Below are 26,181 nucleotides of genomic sequence, written 5' to 3'. Positions count from 1 at the left end.
TACTGCACCCCACCGGGTGTGGGAGAGTAGGACACCGCCGAACACACATCACGAAACGGCCAGACCCCACCAGGGGCCTGGCCGTTTCGCATTTCACACCGCTTTATCGGTCGCCGTTATTGGCTAAGTGTCGCGCCCGCCCGCTCTACCGAATACCGTAACGGCTGATTCAACAGACCACGGTGAAGGAGCGAGGAGCAATGAGCTCGGAGGCGCGCACGGGGTTACTGGACAGGTACTTCGAACTGTCCGCGTCGGGCTCGAATGTTCGCAGGGAACTGGTCGCGGGGACCACGACCTTCCTGGCCATGGCCTACATCCTGTTCGTCAACCCGTCCATTCTCGGCGAGACGGGAATGGACGCCCAGGCGGTTTTCGTGGCAACCGCTCTCGCCGGCGCCTTCGGCACACTGGTCATGGGATTGTGGGCGCGCTACCCGGTTGCCCTTGCACCAGGGATGGGTCTGAATGCCTTCTTCGCATTCACCGTCGTACTCACCATGGGAATCCCCTGGCAAACCGCGCTCGCCGGCACTTTCGTTTCCGGCCTGATCTTTTTCGTACTCGCGGTCAGCGGGATCCGCGAGGCGATCATCAACGCGATTCCCATGCAGCTCAAACTCGCGACCGGCGCGGGGATCGGCCTGTTCATTGCCTTCATCGGGCTGAAGAACGCGGGAATCGTCGTACCGGATGAATCCACCTTTGTCGCGCTCGGTTCGATGACCCGCCCGGAAACCCTGCTCGCTGCCTTCGGATTAGTGATCACCGCGATCTTCCTGGTACGCAAAGTCCGCGGTGGCGTTTTCTACGGCATGATCATTACCGCCGCCGTCGGCGTGCTGACCGGGTTGATCGAACCACCGGGAGCCGTCGTTGGCTCGGTGCCCAGCCTCGCACCGACGTTCGGCGAAGCCATCACGAACCTTCCCGAACTGCTCAGCGCGCAGCTGGTGATCGTCGTGTTCACCATGCTGTTCGTCGACTTCTTCGACACCTCGGGCGCGCTGATCGCGATCGCCAACCAAGCCGGGTTCCTGAAGGACGGCAAACTGCCACGGGCAAGGCGCGCCTTTGTCGCGGATGCCCTCGCCACCATGGGCGGCGCGGTCGCCGGCACGTCCACCACCACTTCGTACATCGAATCCTCATCGGGTGTGGCCTCAGGCGGACGTACCGGCCTGACCTCAGTGTTCACCGCGACGTTCTTCCTGCTGTCGCTGTTCTTCTCGCCGCTACTCGCGGTTGTCACCCCGGAGGTCACCGCGCCAGCACTGATCCTGGTCGGTGTGCTGATGGCCCGTTCGCTTGGCGATATCGACTGGAGCGAGCTGGAGTTCGCGATTCCCGCGTTCCTCACCGTGATCGCGATGCCGCTGACCTACTCGATCGCCAACGGCATCGCGTTCGGCCTCCTGATCTTCCCGCTGCTGATGGCCGTACGTGGCAGGTGGCGCGAGGTACACCCGGTCGCCTACGGGCTGTGCCTGGTGTTCCTCGCCTACTTCGGCTGGCTGGCCGCCTAGCACCGCATGCCCAGCAATCGAGGACCCTGCGGCTAGGGCGTGGGCAGCTCAGCAAGGCTGCGGCTGAGCTGGTCCTCGGCCAGCTCGTTGTCCACCATCGAACCGGACAGGTAGGCGCCATAGGCGGGCAGGTCGAGATGGGCATGCCCGCACAGCGCGGTCAGTATCGCCTTGGACTCCCCGCTTTCCTTGCAGCGCAACGCTTCGTCGATACAGGCGGCAAGCGCATGGGTCGGCTCCGGCGCCGGGATGATGCCCTCGCTCCTGGCGAACTGAACGCCAGCCGCGAAGCAGTCACGCTGGCCAATCGCCTGCGCCTCGATCAGCCCCAACTCGTAGATATGCGAAAGCAGCGGGGCCATCCCGTGGTACCGCAGACCGCCGGCATGAATCGGGTCGGGGATGAACCTGTGGCCAAGCGTATGCATCTTCAGCAACGGGGTAAGCCCAGCGGTATCCCCGAAGTCGTAGGCATAACGCCCGCGCGTCAGCGTCGGGCACGCGGCGGGCTCGACCGCCTTGATCACCGCGGTGGACCGGCCAGCCAACTTCTCCCGCAGGAACGGGAAAGCCAGGCCGCCGAAGTTCGAACCACCGCCGGTGCAGCCGATGAGCACATCCGGACTGTCCTCGGCCAGTTCGAACTGCCGCAACGCCTCCTCACCGATCACCGTCTGATGCGTCAGCACATGGTTCAGCACGCTGCCGAGCGCGTAGCGCGCCTGCGGATCGGCCGCTGCCATCTCCACCGCCTCGCTGATCGCGATCCCCAGACTCCCGGTGGAATCCGGGTGGTCGGCAAGAATCGCGCGACCAGCCGCGGTGAGCTCGGAAGGGCTGGGATGAACGGTCGCGCCATAGGTTTCCATCATCAGCTTGCGGTACGGCTTCTGGTCATAGGACGCGCGCACCTGCCAAACCTCGCAGGACAGCCCGTAGGTCGCGGCGGCGAAGGCAAGCGCGCTGCCCCACTGGCCGGCTCCGGTCTCCGTGGTGAGCCGGGTGACGCCCTCCGCGGCGTTGTAGTAAGCCTGCGGCACCGCGGTATTCGGTTTATGCGAACCGACCGGGCTGACCCCTTCGTACTTGTAGTAGATCCGGGCCGGGGTATCCAGCGCCTTCTCTAACCGGCGCGCGCGAAACAGTGGGGAAGGCCGCCACAACCGGTACACATCGAGCACCGCCCCCGGGATCTCCAGGTACCGCTCGGAGCTGACCTCCTGGGCGATCAACGCCTGCGGAAACAACGGCGCGAGATCATCCGGCCCCACCGGCTCGCCAGTACCCGGGTGCAGCGGTGGCGGTGGTGGCTCCGGAAGATCGGCCGCGATGTTGTACCACCGCGTGGGCATATCGGATTCGTCGAGCAGATACTTGGTACGCGCGGACATAACAGCCTCCTGGCGAGAACCGGTCGCACACAACCTAAGGCGTGCGCCACCGAACCGCCAGCGCGACCAAGTATACACCGTTAACCTGATAGTGCGAATCAGTCTCATGTTCCTCGGCATGGGCCCGGAACTCTGCAAGGATTTCCGGTATGCGGAGCGGATTGTCTCGTCGGAACTTTTTCGGGTTGGCTGCCCTGCACACCGCGGCTGCCTACGGGCTGACCACGATCACCGCGGCTCCGGCGAAGGCCGCGCCAGCCGAACATTCCCCCGCGGTCGTCATCGGTACCGGCTACGGCGCCGCGGTCGCCGCCCGCCGGCTCGGCGAAGCCGGTATTCCCACCCTGATGCTCGAGATGGGGCGTCAGTGGACCGAGCTGGAAACCGGCGACAGTAACCCGTTCTGCGATATGTTGCGCCCGGACAAGCGCGCCATGTGGTTGGCCGAACGCACCGAGATGCCGCTAGCCAGCTTTCTGTGGTTCGACATCAACCGCAAGATCGATCGATACACCGGCGTACTCGATCGCGTGCACCACGGCGATATGTCCGTCTACGTTGGACGCGGCGTCGGCGGTGGCTCGCTGGTCAACGGGGCCATGGCGGTAGCTCCGAAACGCGAGTACTTCGCGGAGATCCTGCCATCGGTGGACGCGGGCGAGATGTACCGGAAGTACTTCCCACTTGCCGAGACCGAGTTGGGCGTCAACCATATCGACCCCGACTGGTTCGAGACCTCCCGTGCCTACCGCTACGCCAGGGTCTCCCGTGCGCACGCGCACAAGGCCGGCCTGGCCACCACGTTCGTGCCAAGCGTCTACGACTTCGACTACATGCGCAGGGAAGAGAACGGCGAGGTACCGCGCTCGGCGCTGGCTGGCGAAGTCATCTACGGCAACAACCACGGGAAACGATCGCTGGATCAGACCTACCTTGCCGCCGCGCTCGGCACCGGCAACGTGACCATCTCGACCTTGCACGAAGTGCGGGCGATCGAGCGGGCGGCCGATGGCGGGTACCTGCTGACCGTGCGGCTACTCGACGAGTCCGGCGAGACGATCGGTACCCGCCAGCTGAGCACCCGTTACCTGTTCCTCGGCGCGGGCAGCCTCGGCTCCACCGAGTTGTTGCTGCGCGCGCGGGAGACCGGCGCCCTTGCCGAACTACCCGAGGCGATCGGCAAGGGCTGGGGTCCGAACGGCAACGTGATGCTCGGCAGGGCGAACCACGTCTGGGACACCACGGGCGCTTTGCAGTCCGGGATGCCAGCGTTGGGCATTGACGCTTGGGACGACCCGCGGCATCCGGTGTTCGCCGAGATCGCGCCGGCACCGGCCGGGGTCGAGCTATGGCTGAGCGTGTACCTCGCGATCACCAAGAACCCGGAGCGCGCGGAGTTCAGCTACGACCGGAGCACCGACTCGGCCCGACTGAACTGGCGCGCCGACCAGGGCGAACCGTCCATCGCCTCGGCGAAGGCGATGTTCGACAAGCTCAACCGGGCCAACAAGACCATCTATCGCAGCGATCTGTTCGGGGACACCCGGCGCTTCGAGAACCGGTTCACCTACCACCCGCTCGGTGGCGCGGTGCTCGGCGAGGCGACCGACCTGTACGGCAGGGTGCACGGTTATCCGCGGCTGTACGTCACCGACGGGGCGCTGTTGCCAGGCAGCACCGGGGTGAATCCGTTCGTCACCATCACTGCGCTCGCCGAGCGGAACATGGCCCGCGTCCTCGCTGAGGATTTCGACTAGCCGGGTGGGTAGCCGTATCCGGGCGGCCAGAGCCCGGAGCCGAATTGTCGCCCAGTTGGCGCAATGTGCCACGACGCGCCGAATGTACTGGACCTGGACTAGCTACACAGGGTAAACTTGCTGACAGCTGGTCCACAGTGGAGTCTCACGACGTCGTCGACGAATTTTCCCACCGGTATGAGCCAAGGTAATAGGGGACTTTGGTCCGTAGCCGCCGTAGGAGTTGCTCGCCGATACTGACGTAGCGCGAAGTACGCTTCGCGCCTCGCGGAGACATCTTGGGGTCGGCCGCGATGCACATCCAACGTTTCGGGGACCGCGGATGTGCGTGAAGTACCGCCGCTTTTCCGGTCGGGGCCGAGACAGAGCAGGGGTACGCACGGGTGTGGGGTGATCGGAAAGGTACCGCCGATCACCCCACACTCTTTTTCATGCCCGCATTCACCGCAAGCGCACCTGTTGACGGCCGACTTCGCCCCGATTAGCGTTCGATAGAAGAACATGTGTGCGTCATGCGAACGAGGTGGTCATGGCTGACATTGTTTCGTTACGCGAGGGCCTTGCTGAGCTGGTCAGCGACGGTGATCTGGTGGCGATGGAGGGGTTCACCCATCTGATCCCGGTTGCTGCGGGGCAGGAGCTCATCCGGCAGCGGCGCAAGGATCTGACGCTCGCCCGGATGACTCCGGACATTGTTTACGACCAACTCATCGGCGCCGGTTGCGCGCGAAAACTGATCTTCTCCTGGGGAGGTAACCCAGGAGTAGGTTCGCTGCACCGATTCCGGGACGCGGTGGAGCATGGTTGGCCGGCCCCGCTGGAGATCGAGGAGCACAGCCACGCGGGGATGGCCAACCGCTACGTCGCCGGCGCGGCCGGGTTACCTTTCGCGGTGCTGCGCGGCTACGTGGGCACGGATCTGCCGAAGCACACCGAAAACATCAAGCCGATCGAATGCCCGTTCACCGGCGAGCAGCTGACCGCCGTTCCCGCACTGAATCCGGATGTCACGGTCGTGCACGCGCAGCGGGCGGATTCCCATGGCAACGTGCAGCTCTGGGGTATCACTGGCGTGCAGAAGGAGGCGGTGCTCGCCGCCAAGCGCAGTCTGGTCACCGTGGAGGAAGTGGTGCCCGAGCTGACGCCCCGCGCGGGTGCGATCGTGCTGCCCAGCTGGGCGGTAACCGCGGTCGCCGAGGTGCCCGGCGGTGCTCGCCCTTCCTACGCCCAGGACTACTACGAGCGGGCGAACACCTCCTACCAGGAATGGGACGCGATCAGCAGGGACCGCGAAAGGTTCCAGGAATGGCTGGCTGACCAGGTGTACGGCGCGGAGGTGAAGTCATGAGTAGCTATACCGCCGAGGAGATGATGAGCATTGCCGCGGCCCGCGCCCTGACCGAGGGCTCCTCGTGCTTCGTCGGCATCGGTCTACCAAGTACGGCGGCCAACGTGGCACGCCGGATGCACGCGCCGGGCCTCGTACTGATCTACGAATCCGGCTGCCTTGGCGCCAAGCCGGATTTGCTGCCACTGTCCATCGGGGACGGCATGCTCGCCGAGACCGCGGACTCGGTGGTCAGCGTGCCCGAAGTGTTCAACTACTGGTTGCAGCCGGGGCGGATCGACGTTGGTTTTCTCGGCGCTGCCCAGCTGGACCGGTTCGGCAATATCAACACCACCGTCGTCGGTGGCGATTACACCGATCCGAAGGTGCGGCTACCTGGCGCCGGCGGCGCCCCGGAAATCGCCGCGTCCTGCAAGGAAGTGTTCCTCGTGGTACGCCAGAGCACGCGCGCCTTCGTCGCCGAGCTGGACTTCATCACCTCGGTTGGGCACGGCTCCGGCGCGGGGGACCGGCATCGACTCGGCCTGCCCGGCGCGGGTCCGACGCTGGTGATCACCGATCTCGGAATCCTGCGGCCGGACCCGCGAACCGCCGAGCTGACCCTCACCCAGCTGCATCCCGGGGTGACGCTGGACGAGGCGCGGGCGGCCACCGGCTGGGAGTTGGCGGTGGCCGAGGAACTCGGCCGCACCGAAGCCCCGAGTGATCGGGAGTTGACCGTACTGCGCGAACTGACGGCGGCAAGCCAATGAGATCACCACGGCAGCGATCCGAACCAACCGAACACGGCGGCTATCGGCGCGACCCGGAAGGCACACACCCGCCGCTCGACTCACCGAGCTACCGGTCGACCGTCCTACGGCACCCGAAACAGCCGTTGATCCTGCTGCCGCACCGGATGACCGAACTGACCGGCCCGGTATTCGGCGAAGACCGGATCGGCCCCGTTGACCACGACCTCACCCGGCAACACGCCGCGGAACCGCAGGGCCAACGCATCATCGTGCACGGCAGGTTGTTGGACGGGAACGGCAAACCCGTGCCGCACTCGCTGGTGGAGATCTGGCAGGCGAACGCGGGCGGGCGCTACCGGCATACCGGCGATCGCTGGCCGAGCCCGCTCGATCCGAACTTTGACGGAGTTGGCCGCACACTGACCGACGCGCGGGGAAACTACGAGTTCATCACCATCAAGCCGGGCGCCTATCCGTGGGGCAACCACGACAATGCCTGGCGACCAGCGCATATCCACTTCTCGCTGTTCGGCACCGCCTTCCCGCAGCGGTTGGTCACCCAGATGTACTTCCCGGACGACCCGCTTTTCGCCCAGGACCCGATTTTCAACTCGGTGCCCGATCCCGCCGCGCGGCAGCGCATGGTTTCCGAGTTCGACCTGGCACGGACCGTCGACCACTGGGCGCTGGCCTTCCGGTTCGACATCGTGCTTCGGGGTAGCGCGGCCACCCCGTTCGAGGACGAGGAGCACGAAGCATGACGGAACTGGGCAGTACACCCGCGCAGACCGTGGGCCCATACCTGGCGATCGGGCTGCCGTGGCCGGACGGTCCGTATGCGACGGTCGAAGATGCCGAGCACGCCGTGTGGATTCGGGGGATCGTCTACGACGGCGCGGGCGTACCGGTTCCGGATGCGTTGGTGGAAACCTGGCAGGCCGATCAGTACGGCCGGTTCGCGAGTCCAGCTGACTCGAACGAGGTCGCCACTGGCTTTCGGGGCTTCGGTAGATGCCCGACCGACCTGGAGGGGCTGTACGGAATCCGGACCGTGCGGCCCGGTCCGGTGCGCGAGCCGGATGGCGTCGAACAGGCACCGCATATCGATGTCGCGGTGTTCGCGAGGGGCCTGCTGCACCAGGTCGTCACCCGGATCTACTTTCCGGAAAACGAGCGAGCCAACGCCGCGGATCCGGTGCTGACCAGGGTTCCCATGGAGCGCAGGGACACGCTGATTGCCCGGATCGGGCCGGATGGCTACCGGTTCGACGTGCGCCTGCAAGGCGCAGGCGAGACAGTGTTTTTCGATGTCTGACGAACTGTTCGGCTCGTTAATGGCCACCGGTCCGGTCGCCGAGTTGATTGGGGACCGGGCATGGCTACAGGCGATGTTGGATTTCGAGGCGGCACTGGCCGGTGCGCAGGCCGATGTTGGCCTGCTTCCCGCCGAGGAAGCCGCCCAGATCGCCGCCGCCTGCCGGGCTGAGCTTTTTGATCCGGCCGCGATTGGCGCGCGGGCCGGCTCGATCGGTAACCCGGCTGGTCCGCTGGTGCGCGAGCTGACCGCACGGGTTGCCGGTCCGGCCGCGGGCTCGGTACATCAGGGGGCGACCAGCCAGGATGTCATGGATACGGCCGCGATGCTGGTCGCCGCCAGGGCGAGCGCTGCACTGCTCGCCGAACTGCGCGGCTGCGGCGATTCGCTCAGGCAACTTGCCCGCACCTATCGGGACACTCCGCAGGTTGGCCGCACGCTCGGGCAGCATGCCTTGCCGAGCACTTTCGGGTACACAGTGGCCGGTTGGCTCAGCGGGATACGCACGGCAGAGCAGCGGTTGCGCGCGCTGCGGCCACGACTGGCCGTGCAGCTGGGCGGCGCGGTCGGCACCCTCGCCGTGTTTGGCGCGCGGGGCGCCGAGGTGCTCACGGCAATCGCCGCCCGGCTCGGACTGGCCGAGCCGCTGCTGCCCTGGCATACCGAACGCGGGCGGATCGCGGAACTGGCCGGGGCGCTCGGCCAGTTGTGTGGTGCCGTGGACAAGATCGCCGGCGATGTGTTGCTGCTCGCCCAGACCGAGCTCGCCGAGGTTGCCGAACACGGCCCGGCCGGCAGCGGCGGATCCTCGACGATGCCGCACAAACGAAACCCGGTGGCCGCTGTCGCGGCGCGGGCGAGCGCCCGCCAGGCGCCCGGGCTTGTCGCCACCCTGCTCGCCGCGATGGCGCAGGAACACCAGCGGGGGATGGGCAGCTGGCACGCCGAATGGCAGCCGCTCACCGAACTGTTGCGGGCCAGCGGATCGGCGGCGTACTGGCTGCGGGAGAGCCTGGCCAGGCTACGCGTCGACCCGGGGCGGATGCGGGAGAATCTGGCCAGCACCGATGGTCTGTTGCTCGCCGAACGGGTGAGCACCGAACTTACCCCGGCACTCGGCCGGCTGACCGCCCATGATGCGGTGACCGGTTGTGCGGTGCCGGACGGCCGGTCCAGCTTCGCCGCGCGGTTGGCGGCCGATCCGGTGATCGGTGCCCAGCTGGACGCGGAACGGATTGCCGAGCTGCTTGACCCGGCCGGCTATCTGGGCAGTGCCAAGGAATTTGTCGATCGAGTACTGGAGGAAACCAGACGCGATGATGGTTAACTACACAGTGGACGGTCCGGAGGATGGCCCGGCGGTGGTGCTGAGCGGATCACTCGGCAGCACGCATGTGATGTGGGATGCGCAGGTGCCTGCGCTGGTGGCAGCCGGGTTCCGGGTGGTGCGTTACGACCTGCGCGGGCACGGCGATTCGCCGGTACCGGATGGGCCGTACACGCTGGCCGACCTCGGCGGCGATGTGCTCGCGCTGCTCGATGCGCTTGGCATCCAGCGCGCCCACCAGGTTGGGCTCTCCATCGGTGGGATGGTCTGCATGTGGCTTGGCGAGTACGCGGCCGACCGGGTCGACCGGCTGGTGTTGTGCTGTACCGCCGCCGAGCTCGGCGGCGCGGCGGCATGGGGGGAGCGCGAGCGGATCGTGCGCACCGGCGGCCCAGCGGCGATCGCCGATATGGTGGTGGGCAGGTGGTTCACCGCTGGCTATCAGGCGGCGCATCCCGCGGAGTTCGCCGCATACCGCGAGATGATCGCCAGCACGCCGACCGAAGGGTATGCCGGCTGCACCGCGGCGATCGGCGGGATGACGATCGCCGAGGGGCTCGGCACGATCAGCGCGCCCACACTGGTGATCGCGGCGGCCGACGATCAGAGCACGACGCCCGAGCAGGGCAAGCGGATCGCCGATGAGGTGCCGAGTAGCCGGTTCGAGGTGATCTCCCCCGGTGCGCATCTGATCAATGTGGAGCAGCCGGACCGGACGACCGAGCTGATCATTGGCCATCTTTCCGGGAGCGCCGGATGAGCGATCCCAGTGCCGCGCACGAGGCGGGGATGGCGGTGCGCAGGGAGGTGCTCGGGGATGCGCATGTGGACCGTGCGGTCGCCGGCACCACCGCGTTCTCCGCGCCGTTCCAGGAGTACATCACCAGTGCGGTGTGGGGTTCACTGTGGACACGTCCCGGCCTGGACCGCAAAACCCGTAGCTGTATCACCCTTACCGCACTGACCGCGCTCGGCTGTACCGACGAGCTGGCGATGCACGTGCGCGCCGCCGTGCGCAATGGGCTGAGCGCGGCGGAGATCGGCGAGGTGCTGTTGCACACCAGCGCCTACACCGGAGTACCGGCGGCGAACAGCGCCTTCGCGGTGGCCCAGCGGGTGCTCGCGGAGCTTGGCGAACCAAGTGCGATCGTGGACGACGACGCTTCGTGACCGCGTTTTTAGGGATCTCGCGGTCACGGGGAGCGCACAGTAGACGCGGGAGGTGGCGGCGGTAATGGACGAGGAGCGCGGCGCGCATCATGTGCAGTCGCTGGAACGCGGGCTCGCGGTGATCCGCGCGTTCGGCGCGCGCGCCCCTGAGCTCACGCTCAGCGATGTCGCCAAGCAAACCGGGCTCACCCGCGCGGCGGCGCGGCGCTTCCTGCTCACCCTTGTCGACCTCGGCTATGTGCGCACCGACGGTAAGCTGTTCACGCTCACCCCAAAGGTGCTCGAGCTCGGCTACGCGTACCTGTCCAGCAGCACTCTGCCCGAGGTAGCCCAGCCGCACCTGGAATGGCTTTCCGCGCAGGTGCACGAGTCCAGCTCGGTGTCTATTTTGGAGGACACCGAGGTCGTGTACGTCGCGCGCGTGCCGGTATCCCGGATCATGACCGTCGCGATCAACGTGGGCACCCGGTTTCCCGCCTACGCCACCTCGATGGGACACGTACTGCTTGCCGGGCTGCCGCCAGCCGAGCTCACCGAGTATCTGGCGCGCGCCGAACTCGCGCCACTCACCCCGCGCACCATCACCTCGGCCGAGGCGCTGTCCGCCCAACTGGACAAGGTGCGCCAGCAGGGCTGGGCACAGGTCGATCAGGAATTGGAACGCGGGCTGCGCTCGATGGCCGCACCGATCAGGGACGGCAATGGCGAGGTAATCGCCGCGGTGAACGTGTCCACCCAGGCCAGTCGCGGCACGCTTGCCGAGATGCGCAGGGACATCGGTGCGGACCTGCTTGCCGCCGCCGGCCGGATCGAGGCCGACCTGGCGATGAACCGGACCGCGACGACCCCGCTCATCGCGCAGCGCGGGCGGTAGCCGGCACCCGCGACACGCCCGCGGCGCCGCCCAGCCGAGACGTCGCCCGTGCGGGGTGCGAGAGGATGTCCGCATGACACCACGCATCGTTGTCACCACACCGATCCCGGAACCAGCCGCGGAACTGCTGCGCACCGCTGGCGGCGAGCTCTGGATCAGCCAGGAAGGTGGGTCGCTGCCGACCGAGCGATTGCACGAGGTGGCACAGGGCGCGCACGCGATCGTCGCCAACCTGCGCGACCGGGTGGACGCGGAGCTGGTCGAGGCGGCAGGGGAGCAGCTACGCGTGGTCGCCAATATCGCCGTGGGTTATGACAATGTGGACGTTCCGGCGCTCGCCGAGCGGAATGTGCAGGTCACCAATACCCCAGGGGTGCTGACCGATGCCACCGCGGACCTTGCCTTCGCGCTGCTGCTGATGGTTACCCGCCGGCTCGGCGAAGGGGAGCGGCTGATCAGGGACCGTCAGCCGTGGTCCTTCGAGCTCTCCTTCATGCTCGGTTCCGGCTTGCGGGACAAGCTGCTTGGGCTGATCGGGTTCGGACAGATCGGTCAGGCGATGGCACGGCGAGCCCGCGCGAGCGGGATGCGGATCGCCTACGCGGCGCGTAACCGGGTGTCGGCCGAGGTCGAGGCGGAGTTCGACGCGGTCTATCTGTCCAGGTCCGAATTGCTCGAGCGGGCCGATGTGGTTTCCCTGCACTGCCCGCTGACCAGTGAGACCCGCGGCATGATCGATGCGCATGCACTGCGTGCCATGCGGGCGGACGCGTTCCTGGTGAACACCAGCCGTGGCCAGGTGGTGGACGAGTCGGCACTGGTGACGGCATTACGCCAGGGGTGGATCGCGGGCGCCGCACTGGACGTGTTCGAGCGGGAACCCGAGGTCGCCGAGGGACTGCTCGAGTTGGACAACGCGGTGCTCATCCCGCACCTGGGCTCGGCGACGGTGGAGACCCGTACCGAGATGGCCAGCCTAGCGGCGCGTAACGTGCTTGCCGTGCTCGCTGGGCGGCCGGCACTCACCCCCGTATGGCCGAACCGTACCGGTGGGTAACCGGTTGGGGTCGCCCGAGTGTCGCGGCCGGGTGAGCGGTCTACTACTTTCAGCTCGGTTTACCGAAATCGCTGTGTCGGGAGTCGTGATGGTGTTCACTTTGTCGATATGGGTTCCGCCGGTCGATTCGCAGTCGTGAGAGCCAGCGCGCAGATTTGCGGGAGGACGGCGGGATGACTTCCCCATTGCGACAAGGTCCAGCGCAACAGGGTTCAACTCCAATGGGTTCAACTCCAATGGGGTCAACTCCTATGGGGCAACCACAGCAGGACCCATTGCGCGGTGATCAGGCCGCCGCGGGCCCGGAAGGCCCCGGGGACGGCGCCTCAGCATCTGGCGTCGCCTGGCTGCTCGCGCTACCCAAGGCCATCGCGCGGCGTTTGCGCGACTCGGCCGCTACCTCGCCTGGCCGGCTGACCATGATCGGGGTCGGGCTGGTCGTGCTCGCCATGATCGCCGGGATCGTGGGCACGATCGTGGCACAGGACAAACGCGATGTCGTCACTAATCTGACGGACTACCGGGAGCCGCTGAGCTCGGCGGCGCAGCAGATCTACGGGTCACTGTCCGAGGCGGACGCCAGCGCGGCGACCGCGTTCCTCAACGGCGGTATCGAACCGGATTCGCTGCGATCGAGCTACGAGCTGAACATCGCGCGGGCCGGCGCCGCGCTGTCCAAGGCCACCAGTGATCAGGGAGCGACCTCCGAAGCGGACCTGATGGTCAAGACGCTGGCCACCCAGTTGCCGGTGTACACCGGTCTGGTCGAGACCGCGCGGACCTACAACCGGCAGGGTTTTCCCGCCGGCGCCGCGTACCTACGGGAAGCCTCCGCGCTGATGAGTGAGGAGATCCTGCCCGCGGCACGGAAGCTGTATCAGATCGATTCGGCCGAGCTGAGTGAGCAGCAGGACGAGGCGAACGCCTTCCCGTGGGTGATGGCGATCTTCGGGATCGGTTTGCTTGTCGCCTTGATCGCCACCCAGCGCTACCTCACCCGCAGGACCAATCGGGTGATCAACAAAGGGTTGTTGGTGGCCACGATCGCCGTTGGTATCGCGGTGCTGTGGGGGACCGGGGCGATGTTGACGCAGGCGATTCTGGTCAACGACGGCCGAGAACACGGCTCGAATCAGGCCGATGTACTCAGCCGTGCGCGGATCGCGGCGCTGGAAGGGCGCGCGAACGAGACGATGACCCTGGTGTCTCGCGGCGAGGGGGACGCGTTCCAGAAGAACTTCGACGCGGCAAGGAAACGGCTGGTCGGCGCGGACGGTAACGGTGGGCTGCTTGCCGAGGCTCGCGGCCTTGCCGAGGGGGCGGAGCATGCCGACGATGTGCGGGCGGCCACCGAGAACGCCAAACTCTGGCTGCAACGGCACCAGCAGATGCGCAAGCTGGACCAGGAAGGCGATTACGAGCAGGCGCAGCAACTCGCCGTGGGAGCCGAAGAGCAGAGCGTGGCCACGGCCTTCCGCAAGCTGGATGAATCACTGCAGCGCGGGATCTCGGCCGGGCGCCAGGAGTTCCGTGCTGGCACCGTGTACGGCGGGCGCGCGCTGTTGTTGCTCGCGCCAGGGATGACGCTGCTCGCGCTGGTCGCGGCGGGCGGAGTCGCGGTCGGTATCCAGGAGCGACTGAGGGAATACCGCTGATGGGAGCACCGCAGATGCGCCTACGAACGATCTTGCCCGCGGTCCTCGCGGTGCTCACGCTCGCCGGTATCACCGCCTGCGGCGATGTTGGCCAGCCAGTGGACCTGGCCAGGGTGAACGAGGCGCAGCGGCCGCTACCGCAGAACGCTGGAGAGCCCGAGCCGGTGGATGACGAACCGGCGCCGGACTGTGGTGATCCGACGGCAAGCCTGCGCCCGAACAGCGATATCTCGGCTGGCTCCACGATGGCGAAGATCCGCGAGCGTGGCTATCTGATCGCCGGTATCGACCAGAACACCTACCTGTTCGGTTTCCGTAACCCGAATACCGGGCAGATGGAAGGCTTCGACATCGACGTCACCAGGGCGATCGCCAATGCGCTGCTCGGTGATCCGAACAAGGTGCAGTTCCGGGCGCTCACCTCCGCGCAACGGGTTCCCGCGTTGCAGGACGGCGATGTCGACATCGTGGCGCGCACCATGACGATGACCTGCGGGCGCTGGCAGGACATCAACTTCTCCTCGGAGTACTACACTGCCGGCCAGCGACTGTTGGTCAACGCCAACTCCCGTGCCGAGAGCCTGGAGGACCTGCGCGGGCGGAACGTGTGCTCGGCGAAGGGGTCCACCTCGATCGACCGCATCGCCGAGGCCGGCGGCAAACCGCTGCAGGTGGACAACTGGTCGGATTGCCTCGTGGTACTGCAGCAGGGCCAGGTGGCCGGGGTGACCACGGATGACTCGATTCTGGCCGGGATGGCCGCGCAGGATCCGAACACCAAGATCGTCGGACCGCGGTTTTCCACCGAGCCCTATGGGATCGGCATCCCGAAGGAGAACGAGGACATGGTCCGGTACGTCAACTCGGTGCTGGATGACTTCCGCGGTGGCGAGTGGGCCCGCAGCTACGGCAGGTGGTTGAGCGAACTCGGCGCTCCGCCGCGGCCACCCGCACCCAAGTACCAGGACTGATCGGCGAAGGCGGGGCAGACGATGAACAGTGGTGCACGGCCGGAAGAGCCGGAACAGGCTGGGCAGGGCGGCGCGCACGACAGTGCACAAGGCGACCAGCAGGGGCGTGTGCAGGGCGCTCGGCACGCGGCGCACGATCCTGCGGAGACCTCGGTCCACCCGCCGGTAACCAACCCACCTGGCACCGGTCAGCAAGCCCAACCGCAACCGGGCGCGCAGCCGCCACCTCGGCAGGCTCCACCTGCGCGACGTCAAACACCCCAGGGTCAAGCACCCCAGGGGCGGCCACCGCAGCACCCCCACGGCCAGTACAACCAGGGCCAGCAGCCGCAACCGCCTCGCGCTCCGCAGGCGCGTCCCCCGCAGCAACCGCCGCCCGGCGGGCAACACCGGCCAGGGCCACCCACCCCGGCCGGCGGTCAGCCGGCCGCAAGGCAGACTCCGCCGGGCGGGCAGCAGCTGCCACAGGTATCGCCGGAAACGCAGGCGGTCACCCCGGAATGGCAGGCCGATCCGAACGCGCCGCTGCCGACCAGCGCGCTGGCCCTGCCCTCGCCGACGCAACACGTGCCGGCTGCGCCGAAGCCGGTTCCACAGCCCGATCCCGGTGAACCGGGTACGCGTAGCGTGCTGCCGCCGACTACCAGTATCGGTACGCCATCCGCGCCCGGTGCTGGGCCGGACACTGGCTCCGGGCCGCTCTCCGATTCGGGTCCGATGTCCGGCTCCGGTCCGGCATCTGGGTCCGGTCCCGCTTCAGGTTCCGGTCCGGTATCCGGTTCCGGCTCGGTTTCCGGCTCCGGGCCGACCTCGAGCAGGGGAACCGGTTCGAGTGCGTTCCCCGGGCTCAGCCGCCGGTCGTCGTCTCGTGGTTCATCCAGGGGTCGGCTCGGTGCCGGGCTGGTCGAGGTGCCGAGAGTCCCGTATCGCGACCCGGCATCGGCGGTACGGGCAAACCCAGTGGTGTCCGAAGAAAAGCGCTACTGCGGTAATTGCGGCAGCAAGGTCGGCCGGAGTTCGAACGGTACGCCCGGCGAGCCAGAGGGGACCTGTGCGAAATGTGGCACCTTGTTCTCCTTCCGGCCCCGGCTCAGCCCGGGCGATCTGGTTGGCGGCCAGTACGAGGTACTTGGCGCGCTGGCCTACGGCGGTCTCGGCTGGATCCACCTTGCCAAGGACCACAACGTATCCGACCGCTGGGTCGTCCTCAAAGGACTGATCGACGCCGGGGACGAGACGGCGATGGCCGCGGCCGTAGCCGAGCAGCGGTTCCTCGCGGAGGTCGAGCACCCGAACATCGTCCGGATCTACAATTTCGTGCAACACCCCGATCCGCGTACCGGACACCAGATCGGCTACATCGTGATGGAGTACGTGGGCGGCCAGTCGCTGCGCCAGCTTGCCCTCGCGCATCACAGGGAGACCAAACGCGCCGAGCCGATGCCGATCGGTCAGGTGATCGCCTACGGCCTGGAGATCCTGCCCGCGCTCGGCTACCTGCACGCCGAGGGAATGCTCTACTGCGACCTCAAGCCGGACAACGTGATCCAGACGCATGAGCAGTTGAAGCTGATCGACCTCGGTGCGGTCCGGCGGATGGACGACTACTCCAGCCCGCTGTTTTTCACCACCGGGTACAGCGCGCCCGAGCTGGCCACCTCCGGTGCCTCGATCGCCTCGGATATCTACACCATCGGCCGTACCCTCGCGGTGCTTTCCTTCGAGTTCACCGGGTACACCTCTACCTACAAGCACGATCTGCCCACCCCGGACCAGGTGCCGTTGTTCACCCTGTTCGGGTCGTTCTACCGGGTGCTGCGCAAGGCCACGCACAAGGAACCGGAGCGGCGGTTCGCCTCCTGCGAGGATATGGCCGACCAGCTGCACGGTGTGCTGCGCGAGATCATGGCGCTCGGAACTGGTAAACCCCGGCCGGGCAACTCAACCGAGTTCAGCCCGGAGATGCGCACCTTCGGCTCCCAACTGTTCAGCACCGACGAGCAGGCAAGGCCAGCCCTGCCAGAACTGTCCGAATTGGTCAATGGGTTGCCGGTGCCCCAAGTGGACACCGACGACGTGGCTGCTGGGTTGGTCGCGAGCTCGTACTCGGCGAGTCCGAGGGAACTGGTGGATATGCTTGCCGTGGCCCCACCGAACTCGGTTGAGGTGCGCTTGCGGCTGGTGCGGGCCAGGCTGCAGCTTGGCGAGATGCGTGAGGCGGCTATCCAGCTCGGTGCGGCGCAGCGGTTGGCCGCTGAATCCGGCCGGCCGTATGACTGGCGGTTGCACTGGTACCAGGGGTTGATTCACCTTGCGGCCGGGCGGTCGAAGGATGCCCGCGCCTCGTTCGACGCCGTGTACAGCGAGCTGCCTGGCGAGATCTCGCCGAAACTGGCGCTTGGGGTGAGCGCGGAGCAGGAAGGCGACTATTTCGGCGCGGCTCGCTTCTACGAGCTGGTCTGGCGCACCGATCGGTCCTACGTAAGCGCGGCCTTCGGGCTGGCCAGGGTCTACCTGGCACAGGGTGCCCGTACCGGCGCGGTCGAAGTGCTCGAATCCGTGCCGGACTCCTCAAGTCATTACGTGGACGCCCAAGTCGCCGCGATCAAGATCAAGACAAGGCCGAATGGCCGGGTGCCGAAGGACGGCGGGCCGGATGCGCAAGCTTTGCGGCATCAGGAGCTGTTCGATGCGGCACGCAAGCTGGAGGCGTTGAGCCTGGACGCCGAGCGCCGAGCCCTGCTGACGGCCGAAGTACTCGAGGCAGCGCACGGCTGGGTGCTTGCGGGGATGCCGGGCGCCGAACCCAACACGGCGGGGGAAAGGGTACTCGGCTGGGAACTGTCCGAACGTGAACTCCGGTTCGGCCTGGAACGCTGCTACCGCGCGCTCGCGCGGCTGGCGGATACCCGGCTGCAGCGGATCGCGCTGGTAGACCGGGCAAACGAGATCCGCCCGCGCACGCTCACCTGAGTCCGGCGCCGAGCTCGACGATGGAGACATCCGGTGGGGCGCCCACCCGCACGGGTGGGCCCCAGAAACCGGCTCCCCTGGTCACATAGAGCATCGTGTCGTCTACTTTGGATAGACCGGCGACCGATGGCTGCTGCAGCCCGACGAGCAACGAGCCCGGCCACATCTGCCCGCCATGGGTATGTCCGGAAAGCTGCAGGTCGACCCCGTGCCGTACCGCGTCGTCGATCAGCACCGGTTGGTGGGCAAGCAGGATCCTCGCGTTATCGGCACTGGTGCCGGCGAGGGCGCGGTCGAAGTCCGGCCCCTCGTCGATGTCCTCGCCGGCCACATCGTTGACCCCGGCCAGCGTGAACCGGCCGGCGCCCCTGCTGATCGTGGTGTGGTCATTGAGCAGCGAGAACACCTCCAGCCGCTCCAGTTCTGCCCGCCAGCCCTCGAAACCCGCGTAGTACTCGTGGTTTCCGGTGACGAAGAAACTCCCCTCCGGTGCGTCCAGATCACGCAGCGGCCGCGCGGCGTCACCAAGGTGCTCTGGCGAGCCGTCCACCAGATCGCCGACGATCGCCACCAGATCAGGTTGCTGCTCGTTGATCGTGCGCACGATCCGCTCGGTGTGCGCGGCACCGGCCAGCGGCCCGAGGTGGATATCGCTGACCACCGCGATCCGGAAGCCGCTGAAGTCGGCCGGCAGCCGATCCAGCCGTACCGGTACCCGCTTGACGTTCGGTTGGCCGAGCGCAGAACTCGCGCCGTAGCCGACGACGCCGAGCGCGGCGACGCCCGCGGCAAGCGCGGTTCCTCTGGCCAGTACCAACCGCCTGCCGCGATCGACCGGTTCCTCGGGTGCCGGCACGGACTCGGCGGGCTCCGGACCGGCCGCCGCACCGGACGGTTCGGCCAGCTCGCGAGCCGGTTCGCGGTGCCGTTGCACGCGGCCACGTAGGGCAAGTCGCCGGCTCAGCACCAGCCTGGGCAGCTCCAGCACTACCAGCGCCAGCGTGCTGTAGATCAGCACCGCGATCCACAGGTAGCCGGGCCAGGCGAACCACCTGGCCGTCTCGGGGCGCATCTCGCGGGCCCCGAGTAGCGCGGCGAGCATCAACAGGAACATGCCGACCAGCACGGCCGTGCCGATCCATCTGGCGCGGCCAGGACGCGTGGTGTCCCAGACCATCCGGCGCCACACGTAAACCTGGGCGAGCAGGGCCAGCCCGGCGACCATCAGAAAGAACATCGGGCCCTAGGGGTTGAAGTCGAGCTGTTCATCGCGCGCGGCCTGGTCCCAGCTCAGCTTCGCTATCTGCTCGCGATTGCCGTGCGTGGTGAAGTGGCTGACGTCCACGATCACGAACAGGGCCCTGGCATGCAGGGCAAGTTGGCCGTCCGGTCCGTTCAACCGGCCGGCCGCACTGCTGTAGATCTTGCGGCCGGCGACCCCGTCCACCTGCGCGGTGATGTGTAGCCGGGTGCCAACTGGCACCGGTCGCCGGAAGTCGGTTTGCAGATGCCCGGTGACCGCGGGCAGCCGCAGCATGGCGTTCGCCCCGCCAAGCGCCTCGTCGAAGGCGCAGGCAAGCAGTCCGCCATGGGCGAGGCCGGGCGCGCCTTCGTGCGCCTCGGTCACCTCGAACTCGGCCACCAGCGAGACGCCCTCACCAGCGGTGGCGCTCAACCGCAGGCCACCCGGCTGCTCATCGCCACAGCCGAAACAGCGGGAGTAGTGTTGCCCGAGTTTGGTGCCAGGTGCTGGCGCGTCGGGGTGCCGCACGGGTGGTTCGGTCTCCACCGGCGGCCAATTCCGTACAAAACTCACCACACCACAGTAGGGCGAGGCGGAGGTCACGAGCGTTCGGGTGAGGGTGACCTTGACCTCGACTTCGCTCGAGAGGCAAAGCTGGGAGTATGCGCACGACGGAAAGTGCAGGTGTCGCCGGTCGCGGGCGAGTGCTGACCGCGTTGGTCGCGACGATGGCGCTCACCGCCATGGACACCACGATCGTGGCGACCACTGTTCCCCAGGTCGTTGCCGACCTCGGCGGGTTCTCCTTGTTCAGCTGGGTGTTCTCCAGCTACCTGTTGGCACAGACGGTGACCATCCCGATCTACGGCAAGCTTGCCGACAGCTACGGCCGTAAACCGGTGCTGCTCGCCGGCAGTGGCATCTTCCTGCTCGGCTCGCTGCTCTGCGCGATCAGTCCGAATATGGTTTCGCTGATCATCTTCCGGGCGATTCAGGGAATCGGTGCCGGCGGTGCCCAAGCGACGATCTCCACGGTCGCCTCGGATCTGTACTCGATCGCCGAGCGTGGCCGGGTGCAGGCCTGGCTGTCCAGCGTATGGGGGATCTCCGCGGTGGTAGCGCCGATGCTTGGCGGCGCCTTCGCCGAGTACGTGTCGTGGCGGTGGATCTTCCTGGTGAACCTGCCGATCGGCGCGGTCGCACTGTTCCTGCTGGTGCGCTACCTGCACGAGGATGTGCCGAACACCCGGCGCAAGGTGGACTACCTCGGGGCCAGCCTGGTGCTGCTGGCCGCCGGCCTGCTGCTGCTTGGCCTGCTGCAGGGCGGCACTGGATGGGCGTGGTCCTCGCCGATGAGCATCGGCGTGTTCGTCGCCGCCGGGGTGTTCGGGCTACTCGCGGTGTTCGTGGAACGGCGAGCGGCCGAGCCGATCCTGCCGCCATGGTTGTTCCAGCGCAGAGTGATCGCCGGCTCCTGCCTTGCCATGCTGGGGATGGGCGTGCTGGTGATCGGGCCGACCAGTTTCCTGCCGACGTACGGGCAGAGCCTGCTCGGGCTCGGACCGATCGAGGCTGGTCTGGTGCTGGCGTCGATGAGCATTACCTGGCCGCTCGCCTCGGCGGTGTCCGCGCGGTTGTACCTGCGTATCGGGTTCCGGAACACCGCGCTGGTCGGCGCCCTGCTGTGTGCCCTGGGCGGCGGTACGCTGTTCACCCTGCCGGATCCCGGATCGGTCGTGCAGTGTGTGCTCGCCGCGGCAGTCCTCGGCGCTGGCTTTGGCCTGATCACCGCGGCACTCATGGTCGGTGTACAGGCTGGGCTCGGCTGGTCCCAGCGCGGCGTGGCTACCGGCGCGGTGCAGTTCTCCCGGTTCCTTGGTTCCGCCCTCGGTGCGGCGGTCTACGGCGCGGTTTCGAACACCACCATGGCCAACCGGCTCGCCGAAGCTCCGGATCGCCTCGCCGGCCAGCTGCCCGGGGATGTGAACGGGGTCAGTGAAGCGCTCGGCGAGGGCGAACTGGCCGGGCAGAGCGCCGAGTACCTGCGGCACACGTTGTACTCGGGCATGCACAACGTCTTCCTGGTGTTGCTGATCGTCGGCGTGCTGATCGTGGCGATCCTGCTGTTCCTGACACCGCGCAGGTTCCCGGTGCTCGATGAGCAGGTAGTCGACAGGTCAGCTGGGTCAGCCGCGGACGCGCCCGCTCGTTCCGACTAGCGCTCAGCCGCGTGCGGCCGATTTGCCCTGCCACTGCTTCCAGGAAAGCGTCCAGTCGTAGTAGTCGTGGTCGGCCGAGGAGAGCTGCTGGTCGCTGCCTTCGATCTCGACGGGGTCTCCGATCAGCGCGCCGTCGTGGTAGATCTTCGCGTTGTCCGGGGCGAGGTTCACGCAGCCGTGTGAGACGTTGCTGTTGCCCTGCGCGGAGATGGACGGCGCGTACCCGTGGATGAACTCGCCATTGTTCGAGATCCGCACCGCCCACGGCACCACGTAGTCCCGGTAGCCGTATTCCTCGTTGGTCATCGCGTACGAGGTGTGTTTGGACATCACCACGTGGATCCCGCTCTTGGTCACCCTGCCCGGGTCGGTCTCGAGGCCGAAGCTGGCCGGGTAGTCCGCGACCTGCTTGCCGTCCCTGATCACCTTCATCCGGTGGGTCTGGGTGTTTGCCCGCACGATCTGCGCGCGTCCGATGGTGAACTCCGAGCTGAGGTCGCTGGCGCCATAGGCGCCCTCGCCGAATCGCACGCCGTAGATATTGGCGTTCACCTCGACCTTCGTGCCTGGCGCCCAGTACTCCTTGGGGCGCCAGTGTGCGCTGCGGTTGTCCAGCCATGCCCAGGCGCCTTCGGTGCCGTTCGAGGTCTGCACCTTCAGGGCCTTCTCTACGGCGGCTTTGTCCGTCACATCCGCGTCGAAGGTGACCTTGATCGGCATCGCGATGCCATAGGTCTTGCCGTCGCCGACATTGAGTTCGGCGGAGATCAGCTGGGCGGGTTCGACGGTGCGGAACGATCCGGCGATCTTGCCGCGTTCCCCGCTGTCGCTGGTCGCGGTACCGGACCAGGTGTAGGTCTTGCCGTAGCCGAGCGGCTCCGTGACGCGCCAACTTCGGCCATCCTTGGCCGGCGCCCCCTCGACTTCCTTGCCTTCCGCGTTGGTCAGCGAGACCCTGTTGATCTTGCCGTTCGGCACCTTGACCGTGACTGGCTCGACCGGGCTGACGTCCTCGGCGCCGGCGGCTGGCTGGACGCTCACCTTGGCGGCAGCGGACTGTTCAGCGGCCGGCTCGGCGGGGTCCGCGCTGCTGGCCGAACATGCGCTGATGCTGAGTGTGGCGACGAGTGCGAATCCCATTGCCGTGGTGGACAGCAGTCGCCGCCGGCCACCGGTCATGTGCCAGTTCACCCCGAGTCCCTTCCGCGCGCCCTCCCCAATGGGGCGCACGTGCTGATGACGCCCGAGGTCGGCGGAAAGTTGCGGCGGTAAATGTGGCTCTCGTCACACGGGCCCGGGTGAGTGCGCTTAGCGACTGGGCGCTGGTTGTACTTCCCATGCCAGGCGCTGTAGGACCCAGTCCTTCAGCAGTGCTTCGGGGGTCGTGTCGTAGGCCGCGGCGAGCTCCCTGAGCTGTTCGCCGGCGATCGGGGTCAGCCGCAGTCGGAAGCTCTGTGGGGTGCCGAATCGGCCGCCGGTATCGGTGGTCTCGGTGTCGGACTCGGGCGCGAGGGCCGCGAGATAGGACTCGAGTTCCTGATCGGGGACGCTTTCGTTGGTCTCGAGGGTGGAGCTGCGGTGCCGGCCAAGGCTCGTCGGGGAGTCGGCCCGGTCGGCGGTTCGCTTGCTCTTGCGAGACAGAGATGGTCGGGGCACGCGGCCAGGGTAACGGTTCGGTCTCGAGATCGCTTCAGGTGTGTTGTTCGACACGCGTGGAGCGTTGTCGCTACCAACCGCGGACATGGAGAGGCCCCCGCGCCAGGGGGAGGAACGCGGGGGCCGGAGGGGATCTCCACAGGCGCTGACCGGGGGTGTGTCAGCGCCTCGATTGTTGCACGCAGGTGGAACCTTGGCGAGGGTTCGCGGAAGAAAATTCAATCGGTTCGTAACCAACCGGACTTCTCTGGTTCTATGGAATGAGAGCCCGGAGACGAGGTTGAGCGAGTCAACCCTATGTATCTACGGGTTCACTCTGCGGGGGGCTGTGGTTGGCCGCCACAGCTGGCTAGCCTCGCCGTCGAACCGACACAAGAGGAGGCCAAGGAGGCCCAAATGAGTGGTTCCCTTGAAGTCCGGCAGTTCTTGATGCAACAGGACTCGTCGTCCAGCGGCGACGTTCCGATGCAGCGCAACGGGGACGTCTCGCGTGTCTCGGATGACCAGGTGCGGCGCGCTCGACTGTCCGTTGCGGGTAGCTCATTGGACGCGGAGGATTGCGCGCGGTTGCTCGACATGCTCGGGCTGCTGCCGGGAGAGGATGGTGTTCCACCGGCGCAGCGGTAGGCGGCGACGCCGTTGGTCACCTGCTGTGACCGGCGTCTCGTTGTCGGCGGCGAGCAGGCTGGCGCGGCCGGATGATCCACGCGGAGTGGGTCGTGCGGTTCCGTCGCAGGTCAGCGCCGAGCACGCGGGATGAGGACCCCGTGTGAAAGGTCGCGAACCAGGTGTCATATGCTTATCTCGCTCCCAGGGGATCGGCTTTCCGCCTTAGCCACTGAGAGCACGGTCGGTTGGTTCACCGAGTCGACCGGGCTCCCATCGTCTAGCGGCCTAGGACTCCGCCCTTTCAAGGCGGCAGCGCGGGTTCGAATCCCGTTGGGAGCACGCAAGAAAAGCAAGGCCCTGTGGCGCAGTTGGTTAGCGCGTCGCCCTGTCACGGCGAAGGTCGCGGGTTCGAGTCCCGTCAGGGTCGCGGTTCGGGTGAGATAGGTCCGTGGAAGCCACGGACCACGCCTCGACCGCCCGGTTTTCACGGAAAACGGGTTGGGCCAGGTAGCTCAGTTGGTACGAGCGTCCGCCTGAAAAGCGGAAGGTCGACGGTTCGAACCCGTCCCTGGCCACTTCTTTGACCAGCAAAAACGGCCCTCGCTGAGGCTGGCAAGGGCCGTTTTTGCTAGGACTCGTTGCATTTCGCGTTGCAGTTGGCGCTTCAGCAGCCGGTCATGAGCCCCAAAGGTAGCCGTTCAACCGGTCGGCGATATCACGTCTGAGGGCACTTGTGATGTGCTGGTAGCGCTTCGCCATCGATGTGTTCGACCAGCCCATGAACTCCATGACCGCGCGCTCGGGTACGCCCAGCACCAGTAGCACGGTGGCGGCGGTGTGCCGCGCATCATGCAGCCGAGCTTCCCGTACGCCGGCCTCTTTTAGGAGCGCCTTCCAGTCGTCGAGATCGCGGCGTGGGTCCAGCGGGTTCCCATTCGGCTGTGTGAACATCCAGTCGCCTGCGTGCCACTCCGTGCCCGCGAGTTCCCGTTCCTTCGCCTGCTGATCTTCATGCGCAATGATCAGATCGTAAAGCTGGTCAGGAAGCACGATTCCGCGTCTGCCGGCTTTCGACTTGACGTCAACTTCCACCAGACCGCCGCCGTGGCGCTCAGGGCACCACCGGGCGTGGCTGGTGCAGTTTGAAGAGCAGGGTGGCGGGCAGACCTCTCGCTGGTGACGCTTGCAGTCCTCCTTACAAGGCACCGTCTTGTGGTACTTCGCGCCACATGCGTGCGGGTCGTTGCATCCGTGCTTCCAGGTTCCGCGTTGCAATTGCTTGGTGATACGCAGGGCCTTGCGGTTCTTGTCGAGTCGCGACCACTTCAGCCCAATGGTTTCTCCCTGGCGCGTTCCCAGCGAGAGGGCAATTATGAACCGAACGCCGTTACGTCTCGACAGTGCGGCGGAAATGAGATCCGCGATTTCATCCGATTCGAATGGTTCGATCTCGACTTCCTCTGTCCTAGGCGCTTTCGCGAGCTCTACAGGATTGCGCACGATGTGTGCTCGCCTCGAGGCTTCACCGAAGGCCGTTCGAGCGGTCCGGTGTACCTGATGCGCAGTGCCAGGCGACAAACCCGAGTCGCGCATCTTCGCGTAAAGCTTCTCGAAGTGCTCAGGTTGAATCTTGTCGATCCTATGCGCGCCAAGCCCCGGAATGAGATGCCGGTAGACCGCGGTTCGATACGAACTCGCAGCTTTGGGGCGGACTGAGGGAGCGGCAATGTTTTCGAACCAATGGGTCAGCCACTTCTCGACTGTCCAGGAGCGTCCCGGCTTCTTGACCTTTCCTGTATCCCGCTGTTGTTCGAGCTTGCGTACATCGCTGATGACTTTCGACTCGTCCTTGTTCTGCACGTGACGGCGATCGAGCTCGCCGTTGTCTTTGATGCCGACAGTGACCCAGCCGTGCCATTTGCCGTCCGACTTGCTGAGGTAGATCGAGCTGGCGCCGTTCGGCCGGCGGGTTCCTTCGGGGCGCTCTTTTCGTGGCATGGTTCTCCTTTCAGGCTGCTTGCTGGCTTGCGGTGAGGTGTTCGATGTAGGCGGTCAGGGCGTCTGCCGGAACACGGCGGAGGTGGCCAACGTGGACGGTGGTGATGTGGCCGTCTTTGATGAGGCCGTACATGGTGGTGCGGCCGATGCTGAGGCGTTCCGCTGCGGCCACGACCGTCAGCAGCTCACGCGGCTGTTCCGCTGGCGTTGGGGTGATGTCGGTGGGTGCGCGGTTCATTGGTGTGACTCCCGTGGTTGGTGGCGTCTTGGCGAGTGCGCGGGTGTCCGTCCCATCCGTCCCAAGCGTCCCGGTGCTGGTCAGGGCGGGACGCTTTGTGGTGGTGGGACGCTTTGATCC

At 66.6% G+C, this 26,181-nt stretch carries 23 protein-coding genes and 3 tRNA genes; 19 read left to right on the top strand and 7 right to left on the bottom strand.

Features of this window, described 5'->3' with window-relative positions:
• The first annotated feature begins 200 nt into the window (after positions 1 to 200).
• Positions 201 to 1,526: an NCS2 family permease gene (locus EV191_RS29285; RefSeq protein ID WP_207894846.1), complete on the top strand. Its 1,326-nt coding sequence runs from the start codon at positions 201 to 203 to the stop codon at positions 1,524 to 1,526.
• 32 nt (positions 1,527 to 1,558) lie between these two features.
• Here the strand turns inward: EV191_RS29285 and EV191_RS29280 are convergent, their stop codons facing one another.
• Complete coding sequence (locus tag EV191_RS29280; RefSeq protein WP_132881275.1) at positions 1,559 to 2,917, bottom strand: TrpB-like pyridoxal phosphate-dependent enzyme; 1,359 nt, start codon at positions 2,915 to 2,917, stop codon at positions 1,559 to 1,561.
• Positions 2,918 to 3,066: 149 nt separating this feature from the next.
• On the opposite strand from EV191_RS29280, the gene EV191_RS29275 reads away from it, so the two are divergent.
• From EV191_RS29275 to EV191_RS29215, 13 genes are all read left to right on the top strand, one after another.
• A complete protein-coding gene (locus EV191_RS29275) occupies positions 3,067 to 4,674 on the top strand; it encodes a GMC oxidoreductase (protein WP_132881273.1) in 1,608 nt (535 codons plus the stop codon).
• Positions 4,675 to 5,203: 529 nt separating this feature from the next.
• Positions 5,204 to 6,022, top strand: coding sequence for a CoA transferase subunit A (locus EV191_RS29270; RefSeq protein WP_132881271.1), 819 nt, complete (start codon positions 5,204 to 5,206; stop codon positions 6,020 to 6,022).
• Entirely contained in the window at positions 6,019 to 6,774 is a 756-nt protein-coding gene (locus EV191_RS29265; RefSeq protein WP_132881270.1) for a CoA-transferase subunit beta, read from the top strand. Before EV191_RS29270 ends, EV191_RS29265 begins: the two co-directional genes overlap by 4 nt.
• Positions 6,771 to 7,517, top strand: coding sequence for a protocatechuate 3,4-dioxygenase subunit beta (gene pcaH / locus EV191_RS29260; RefSeq protein ID WP_132881268.1), 747 nt, complete (start codon positions 6,771 to 6,773; stop codon positions 7,515 to 7,517). Before EV191_RS29265 ends, pcaH begins: the two co-directional genes overlap by 4 nt.
• The gene (pcaG, locus tag EV191_RS29255; RefSeq protein ID WP_132881266.1) at positions 7,514 to 8,071 is read left to right on the top strand and encodes a protocatechuate 3,4-dioxygenase subunit alpha; all 558 of its coding nucleotides are present in this window, start codon (positions 7,514 to 7,516) and stop codon (positions 8,069 to 8,071) included. Before pcaH ends, pcaG begins: the two co-directional genes overlap by 4 nt.
• Positions 8,064 to 9,398, top strand: coding sequence for a 3-carboxy-cis,cis-muconate cycloisomerase (pcaB, locus tag EV191_RS29250; protein ID WP_132881264.1), 1,335 nt, complete (start codon positions 8,064 to 8,066; stop codon positions 9,396 to 9,398). The genes pcaG and pcaB overlap by 8 nt, the downstream gene beginning before the upstream one ends.
• On the top strand, positions 9,388 to 10,158 hold the full coding sequence (gene pcaD, locus EV191_RS29245; protein ID WP_132881263.1) for a 3-oxoadipate enol-lactonase: 771 nt from the start codon (positions 9,388 to 9,390) through the stop codon (positions 10,156 to 10,158). Before pcaB ends, pcaD begins: the two co-directional genes overlap by 11 nt.
• The gene (gene pcaC, locus EV191_RS29240) at positions 10,155 to 10,568 is read left to right on the top strand and encodes a 4-carboxymuconolactone decarboxylase (protein WP_132881261.1); all 414 of its coding nucleotides are present in this window, start codon (positions 10,155 to 10,157) and stop codon (positions 10,566 to 10,568) included. The genes pcaD and pcaC overlap by 4 nt, the downstream gene beginning before the upstream one ends.
• Before the next feature lie 64 nt (positions 10,569 to 10,632).
• A complete protein-coding gene (locus EV191_RS29235) occupies positions 10,633 to 11,442 on the top strand; it encodes an IclR family transcriptional regulator domain-containing protein (protein ID WP_132881259.1) in 810 nt (269 codons plus the stop codon).
• Positions 11,443 to 11,515: 73 nt separating this feature from the next.
• A complete protein-coding gene (locus EV191_RS29230; RefSeq protein ID WP_132881258.1) occupies positions 11,516 to 12,499 on the top strand; it encodes a 2-hydroxyacid dehydrogenase in 984 nt (327 codons plus the stop codon).
• 251 nt (positions 12,500 to 12,750) lie between these two features.
• Positions 12,751 to 14,154, top strand: coding sequence for a hypothetical protein (locus tag EV191_RS29225; RefSeq protein ID WP_243659328.1), 1,404 nt, complete (start codon positions 12,751 to 12,753; stop codon positions 14,152 to 14,154).
• Entirely contained in the window at positions 14,154 to 15,125 is a 972-nt protein-coding gene (locus EV191_RS29220; protein ID WP_243659327.1) for a glutamate ABC transporter substrate-binding protein, read from the top strand. Before EV191_RS29225 ends, EV191_RS29220 begins: the two co-directional genes overlap by 1 nt.
• A gap of 21 nt (positions 15,126 to 15,146) precedes the next feature.
• The gene (locus tag EV191_RS29215) at positions 15,147 to 18,098 is read left to right on the top strand and encodes a serine/threonine-protein kinase (RefSeq protein ID WP_132881256.1); all 2,952 of its coding nucleotides are present in this window, start codon (positions 15,147 to 15,149) and stop codon (positions 18,096 to 18,098) included.
• Here the strand turns inward: EV191_RS29215 and EV191_RS29210 are convergent.
• Positions 18,091 to 19,323, bottom strand: a complete 1,233-nt coding sequence (locus EV191_RS29210; RefSeq protein WP_243659326.1) for a metallophosphoesterase — start codon at positions 19,321 to 19,323, stop codon at positions 18,091 to 18,093. The genes EV191_RS29215 and EV191_RS29210 overlap by 8 nt on opposite strands.
• A gap of 18 nt (positions 19,324 to 19,341) precedes the next feature.
• Positions 19,342 to 19,914 (bottom strand): PaaI family thioesterase, encoded by a 573-nt coding sequence (locus EV191_RS29205; protein ID WP_481557254.1) that lies wholly within the window; start codon positions 19,912 to 19,914, stop codon positions 19,342 to 19,344.
• Positions 19,915 to 20,003: 89 nt separating this feature from the next.
• Between EV191_RS29205 and EV191_RS29200 the strand changes: the two genes are divergently transcribed.
• Positions 20,004 to 21,560: an MDR family MFS transporter gene (locus EV191_RS29200; RefSeq protein WP_132881252.1), complete on the top strand. Its 1,557-nt coding sequence runs from the start codon at positions 20,004 to 20,006 to the stop codon at positions 21,558 to 21,560.
• A gap of 3 nt (positions 21,561 to 21,563) precedes the next feature.
• Here EV191_RS29200 and EV191_RS29195 read toward each other — a convergent pair whose 3' ends face one another.
• Entirely contained in the window at positions 21,564 to 22,739 is a 1,176-nt protein-coding gene (locus tag EV191_RS29195) for a L,D-transpeptidase (RefSeq protein ID WP_207894848.1), read from the bottom strand.
• 129 nt (positions 22,740 to 22,868) lie between these two features.
• Positions 22,869 to 23,216, bottom strand: coding sequence for a hypothetical protein (locus EV191_RS29190; RefSeq protein WP_243659325.1), 348 nt, complete (start codon positions 23,214 to 23,216; stop codon positions 22,869 to 22,871).
• Between the two features lie 396 nt (positions 23,217 to 23,612).
• Here EV191_RS29190 and EV191_RS29185 point away from each other — a divergent pair, with 396 nt between their 5' ends.
• The 4 genes from EV191_RS29185 to EV191_RS29170 all read left to right on the top strand — a co-directional run bounded on the left by EV191_RS29185 (position 23,613) and on the right by EV191_RS29170 (position 24,400).
• A complete protein-coding gene (locus tag EV191_RS29185) occupies positions 23,613 to 23,843 on the top strand; it encodes a hypothetical protein (protein ID WP_132881250.1) in 231 nt (76 codons plus the stop codon).
• 248 nt (positions 23,844 to 24,091) lie between these two features.
• Positions 24,092 to 24,164, top strand: a tRNA-Glu gene (locus EV191_RS29180).
• A 14-nt stretch (positions 24,165 to 24,178) separates the two neighbouring features.
• Positions 24,179 to 24,252 (top strand) — tRNA-Asp (locus EV191_RS29175).
• A gap of 74 nt (positions 24,253 to 24,326) precedes the next feature.
• Positions 24,327 to 24,400, top strand: a tRNA-Phe gene (locus EV191_RS29170).
• Between the two features lie 100 nt (positions 24,401 to 24,500).
• On the opposite strand, the gene EV191_RS29165 is transcribed toward EV191_RS29170, so the two are convergent.
• Positions 24,501 to 25,823 (bottom strand): tyrosine-type recombinase/integrase, encoded by a 1,323-nt coding sequence (locus EV191_RS29165; protein ID WP_132881249.1) that lies wholly within the window; start codon positions 25,821 to 25,823, stop codon positions 24,501 to 24,503.
• 10 nt (positions 25,824 to 25,833) lie between these two features.
• On the bottom strand, positions 25,834 to 26,181 hold a 348-nt coding region (locus EV191_RS29160; RefSeq protein ID WP_243659324.1), incomplete at its 5' end, for a helix-turn-helix domain-containing protein.

The sequence above is a fragment of the Tamaricihabitans halophyticus genome, from assembly GCF_004340875.1.
Taxonomy (GTDB): Bacteria; Actinomycetota; Actinomycetes; order Mycobacteriales; family Pseudonocardiaceae; genus Tamaricihabitans; species Tamaricihabitans halophyticus.
Note: the sequence above shows the minus strand (reverse complement) of the source record. Positions and strands in the feature narration are given on the sequence as shown.

Coding starts and splice junctions, on each gene's coding strand:
- pcaB (WP_132881264.1), top strand. CDS start 8,064: ATGTCTGACGAACTGTTCGGCTCGTTAATGGCCACCGGTCCGGTCGCC.
- pcaH (WP_132881268.1), top strand. CDS start 6,771: ATGAGATCACCACGGCAGCGATCCGAACCAACCGAACACGGCGGCTAT.
- EV191_RS29265 (WP_132881270.1), top strand. CDS start 6,019: ATGAGTAGCTATACCGCCGAGGAGATGATGAGCATTGCCGCGGCCCGC.
- EV191_RS29230 (WP_132881258.1), top strand. CDS start 11,516: ATGACACCACGCATCGTTGTCACCACACCGATCCCGGAACCAGCCGCG.
- EV191_RS29185 (WP_132881250.1), top strand. CDS start 23,613: ATGAGTGGTTCCCTTGAAGTCCGGCAGTTCTTGATGCAACAGGACTCG.
- EV191_RS29225 (WP_243659328.1), top strand. CDS start 12,751: ATGGGGCAACCACAGCAGGACCCATTGCGCGGTGATCAGGCCGCCGCG.
- pcaC (WP_132881261.1), top strand. CDS start 10,155: ATGAGCGATCCCAGTGCCGCGCACGAGGCGGGGATGGCGGTGCGCAGG.
- pcaG (WP_132881266.1), top strand. CDS start 7,514: ATGACGGAACTGGGCAGTACACCCGCGCAGACCGTGGGCCCATACCTG.
- EV191_RS29275 (WP_132881273.1), top strand. CDS start 3,067: ATGCGGAGCGGATTGTCTCGTCGGAACTTTTTCGGGTTGGCTGCCCTG.
- EV191_RS29280 (WP_132881275.1), bottom strand. CDS start 2,917: ATGTCCGCGCGTACCAAGTATCTGCTCGACGAATCCGATATGCCCACG.
- EV191_RS29235 (WP_132881259.1), top strand. CDS start 10,633: ATGGACGAGGAGCGCGGCGCGCATCATGTGCAGTCGCTGGAACGCGGG.
- pcaD (WP_132881263.1), top strand. CDS start 9,388: ATGATGGTTAACTACACAGTGGACGGTCCGGAGGATGGCCCGGCGGTG.
- EV191_RS29220 (WP_243659327.1), top strand. CDS start 14,154: ATGGGAGCACCGCAGATGCGCCTACGAACGATCTTGCCCGCGGTCCTC.
- EV191_RS29285 (WP_207894846.1), top strand. CDS start 201: ATGAGCTCGGAGGCGCGCACGGGGTTACTGGACAGGTACTTCGAACTG.
- EV191_RS29270 (WP_132881271.1), top strand. CDS start 5,204: ATGGCTGACATTGTTTCGTTACGCGAGGGCCTTGCTGAGCTGGTCAGC.
- EV191_RS29215 (WP_132881256.1), top strand. CDS start 15,147: ATGAACAGTGGTGCACGGCCGGAAGAGCCGGAACAGGCTGGGCAGGGC.
- EV191_RS29195 (WP_207894848.1), bottom strand. CDS start 22,739: ATGACCGGTGGCCGGCGGCGACTGCTGTCCACCACGGCAATGGGATTC.
- EV191_RS29165 (WP_132881249.1), bottom strand. CDS start 25,823: ATGCCACGAAAAGAGCGCCCCGAAGGAACCCGCCGGCCGAACGGCGCC.
- EV191_RS29210 (WP_243659326.1), bottom strand. CDS start 19,323: ATGGTCGCCGGGCTGGCCCTGCTCGCCCAGGTTTACGTGTGGCGCCGG.
- EV191_RS29200 (WP_132881252.1), top strand. CDS start 20,004: ATGCGCACGACGGAAAGTGCAGGTGTCGCCGGTCGCGGGCGAGTGCTG.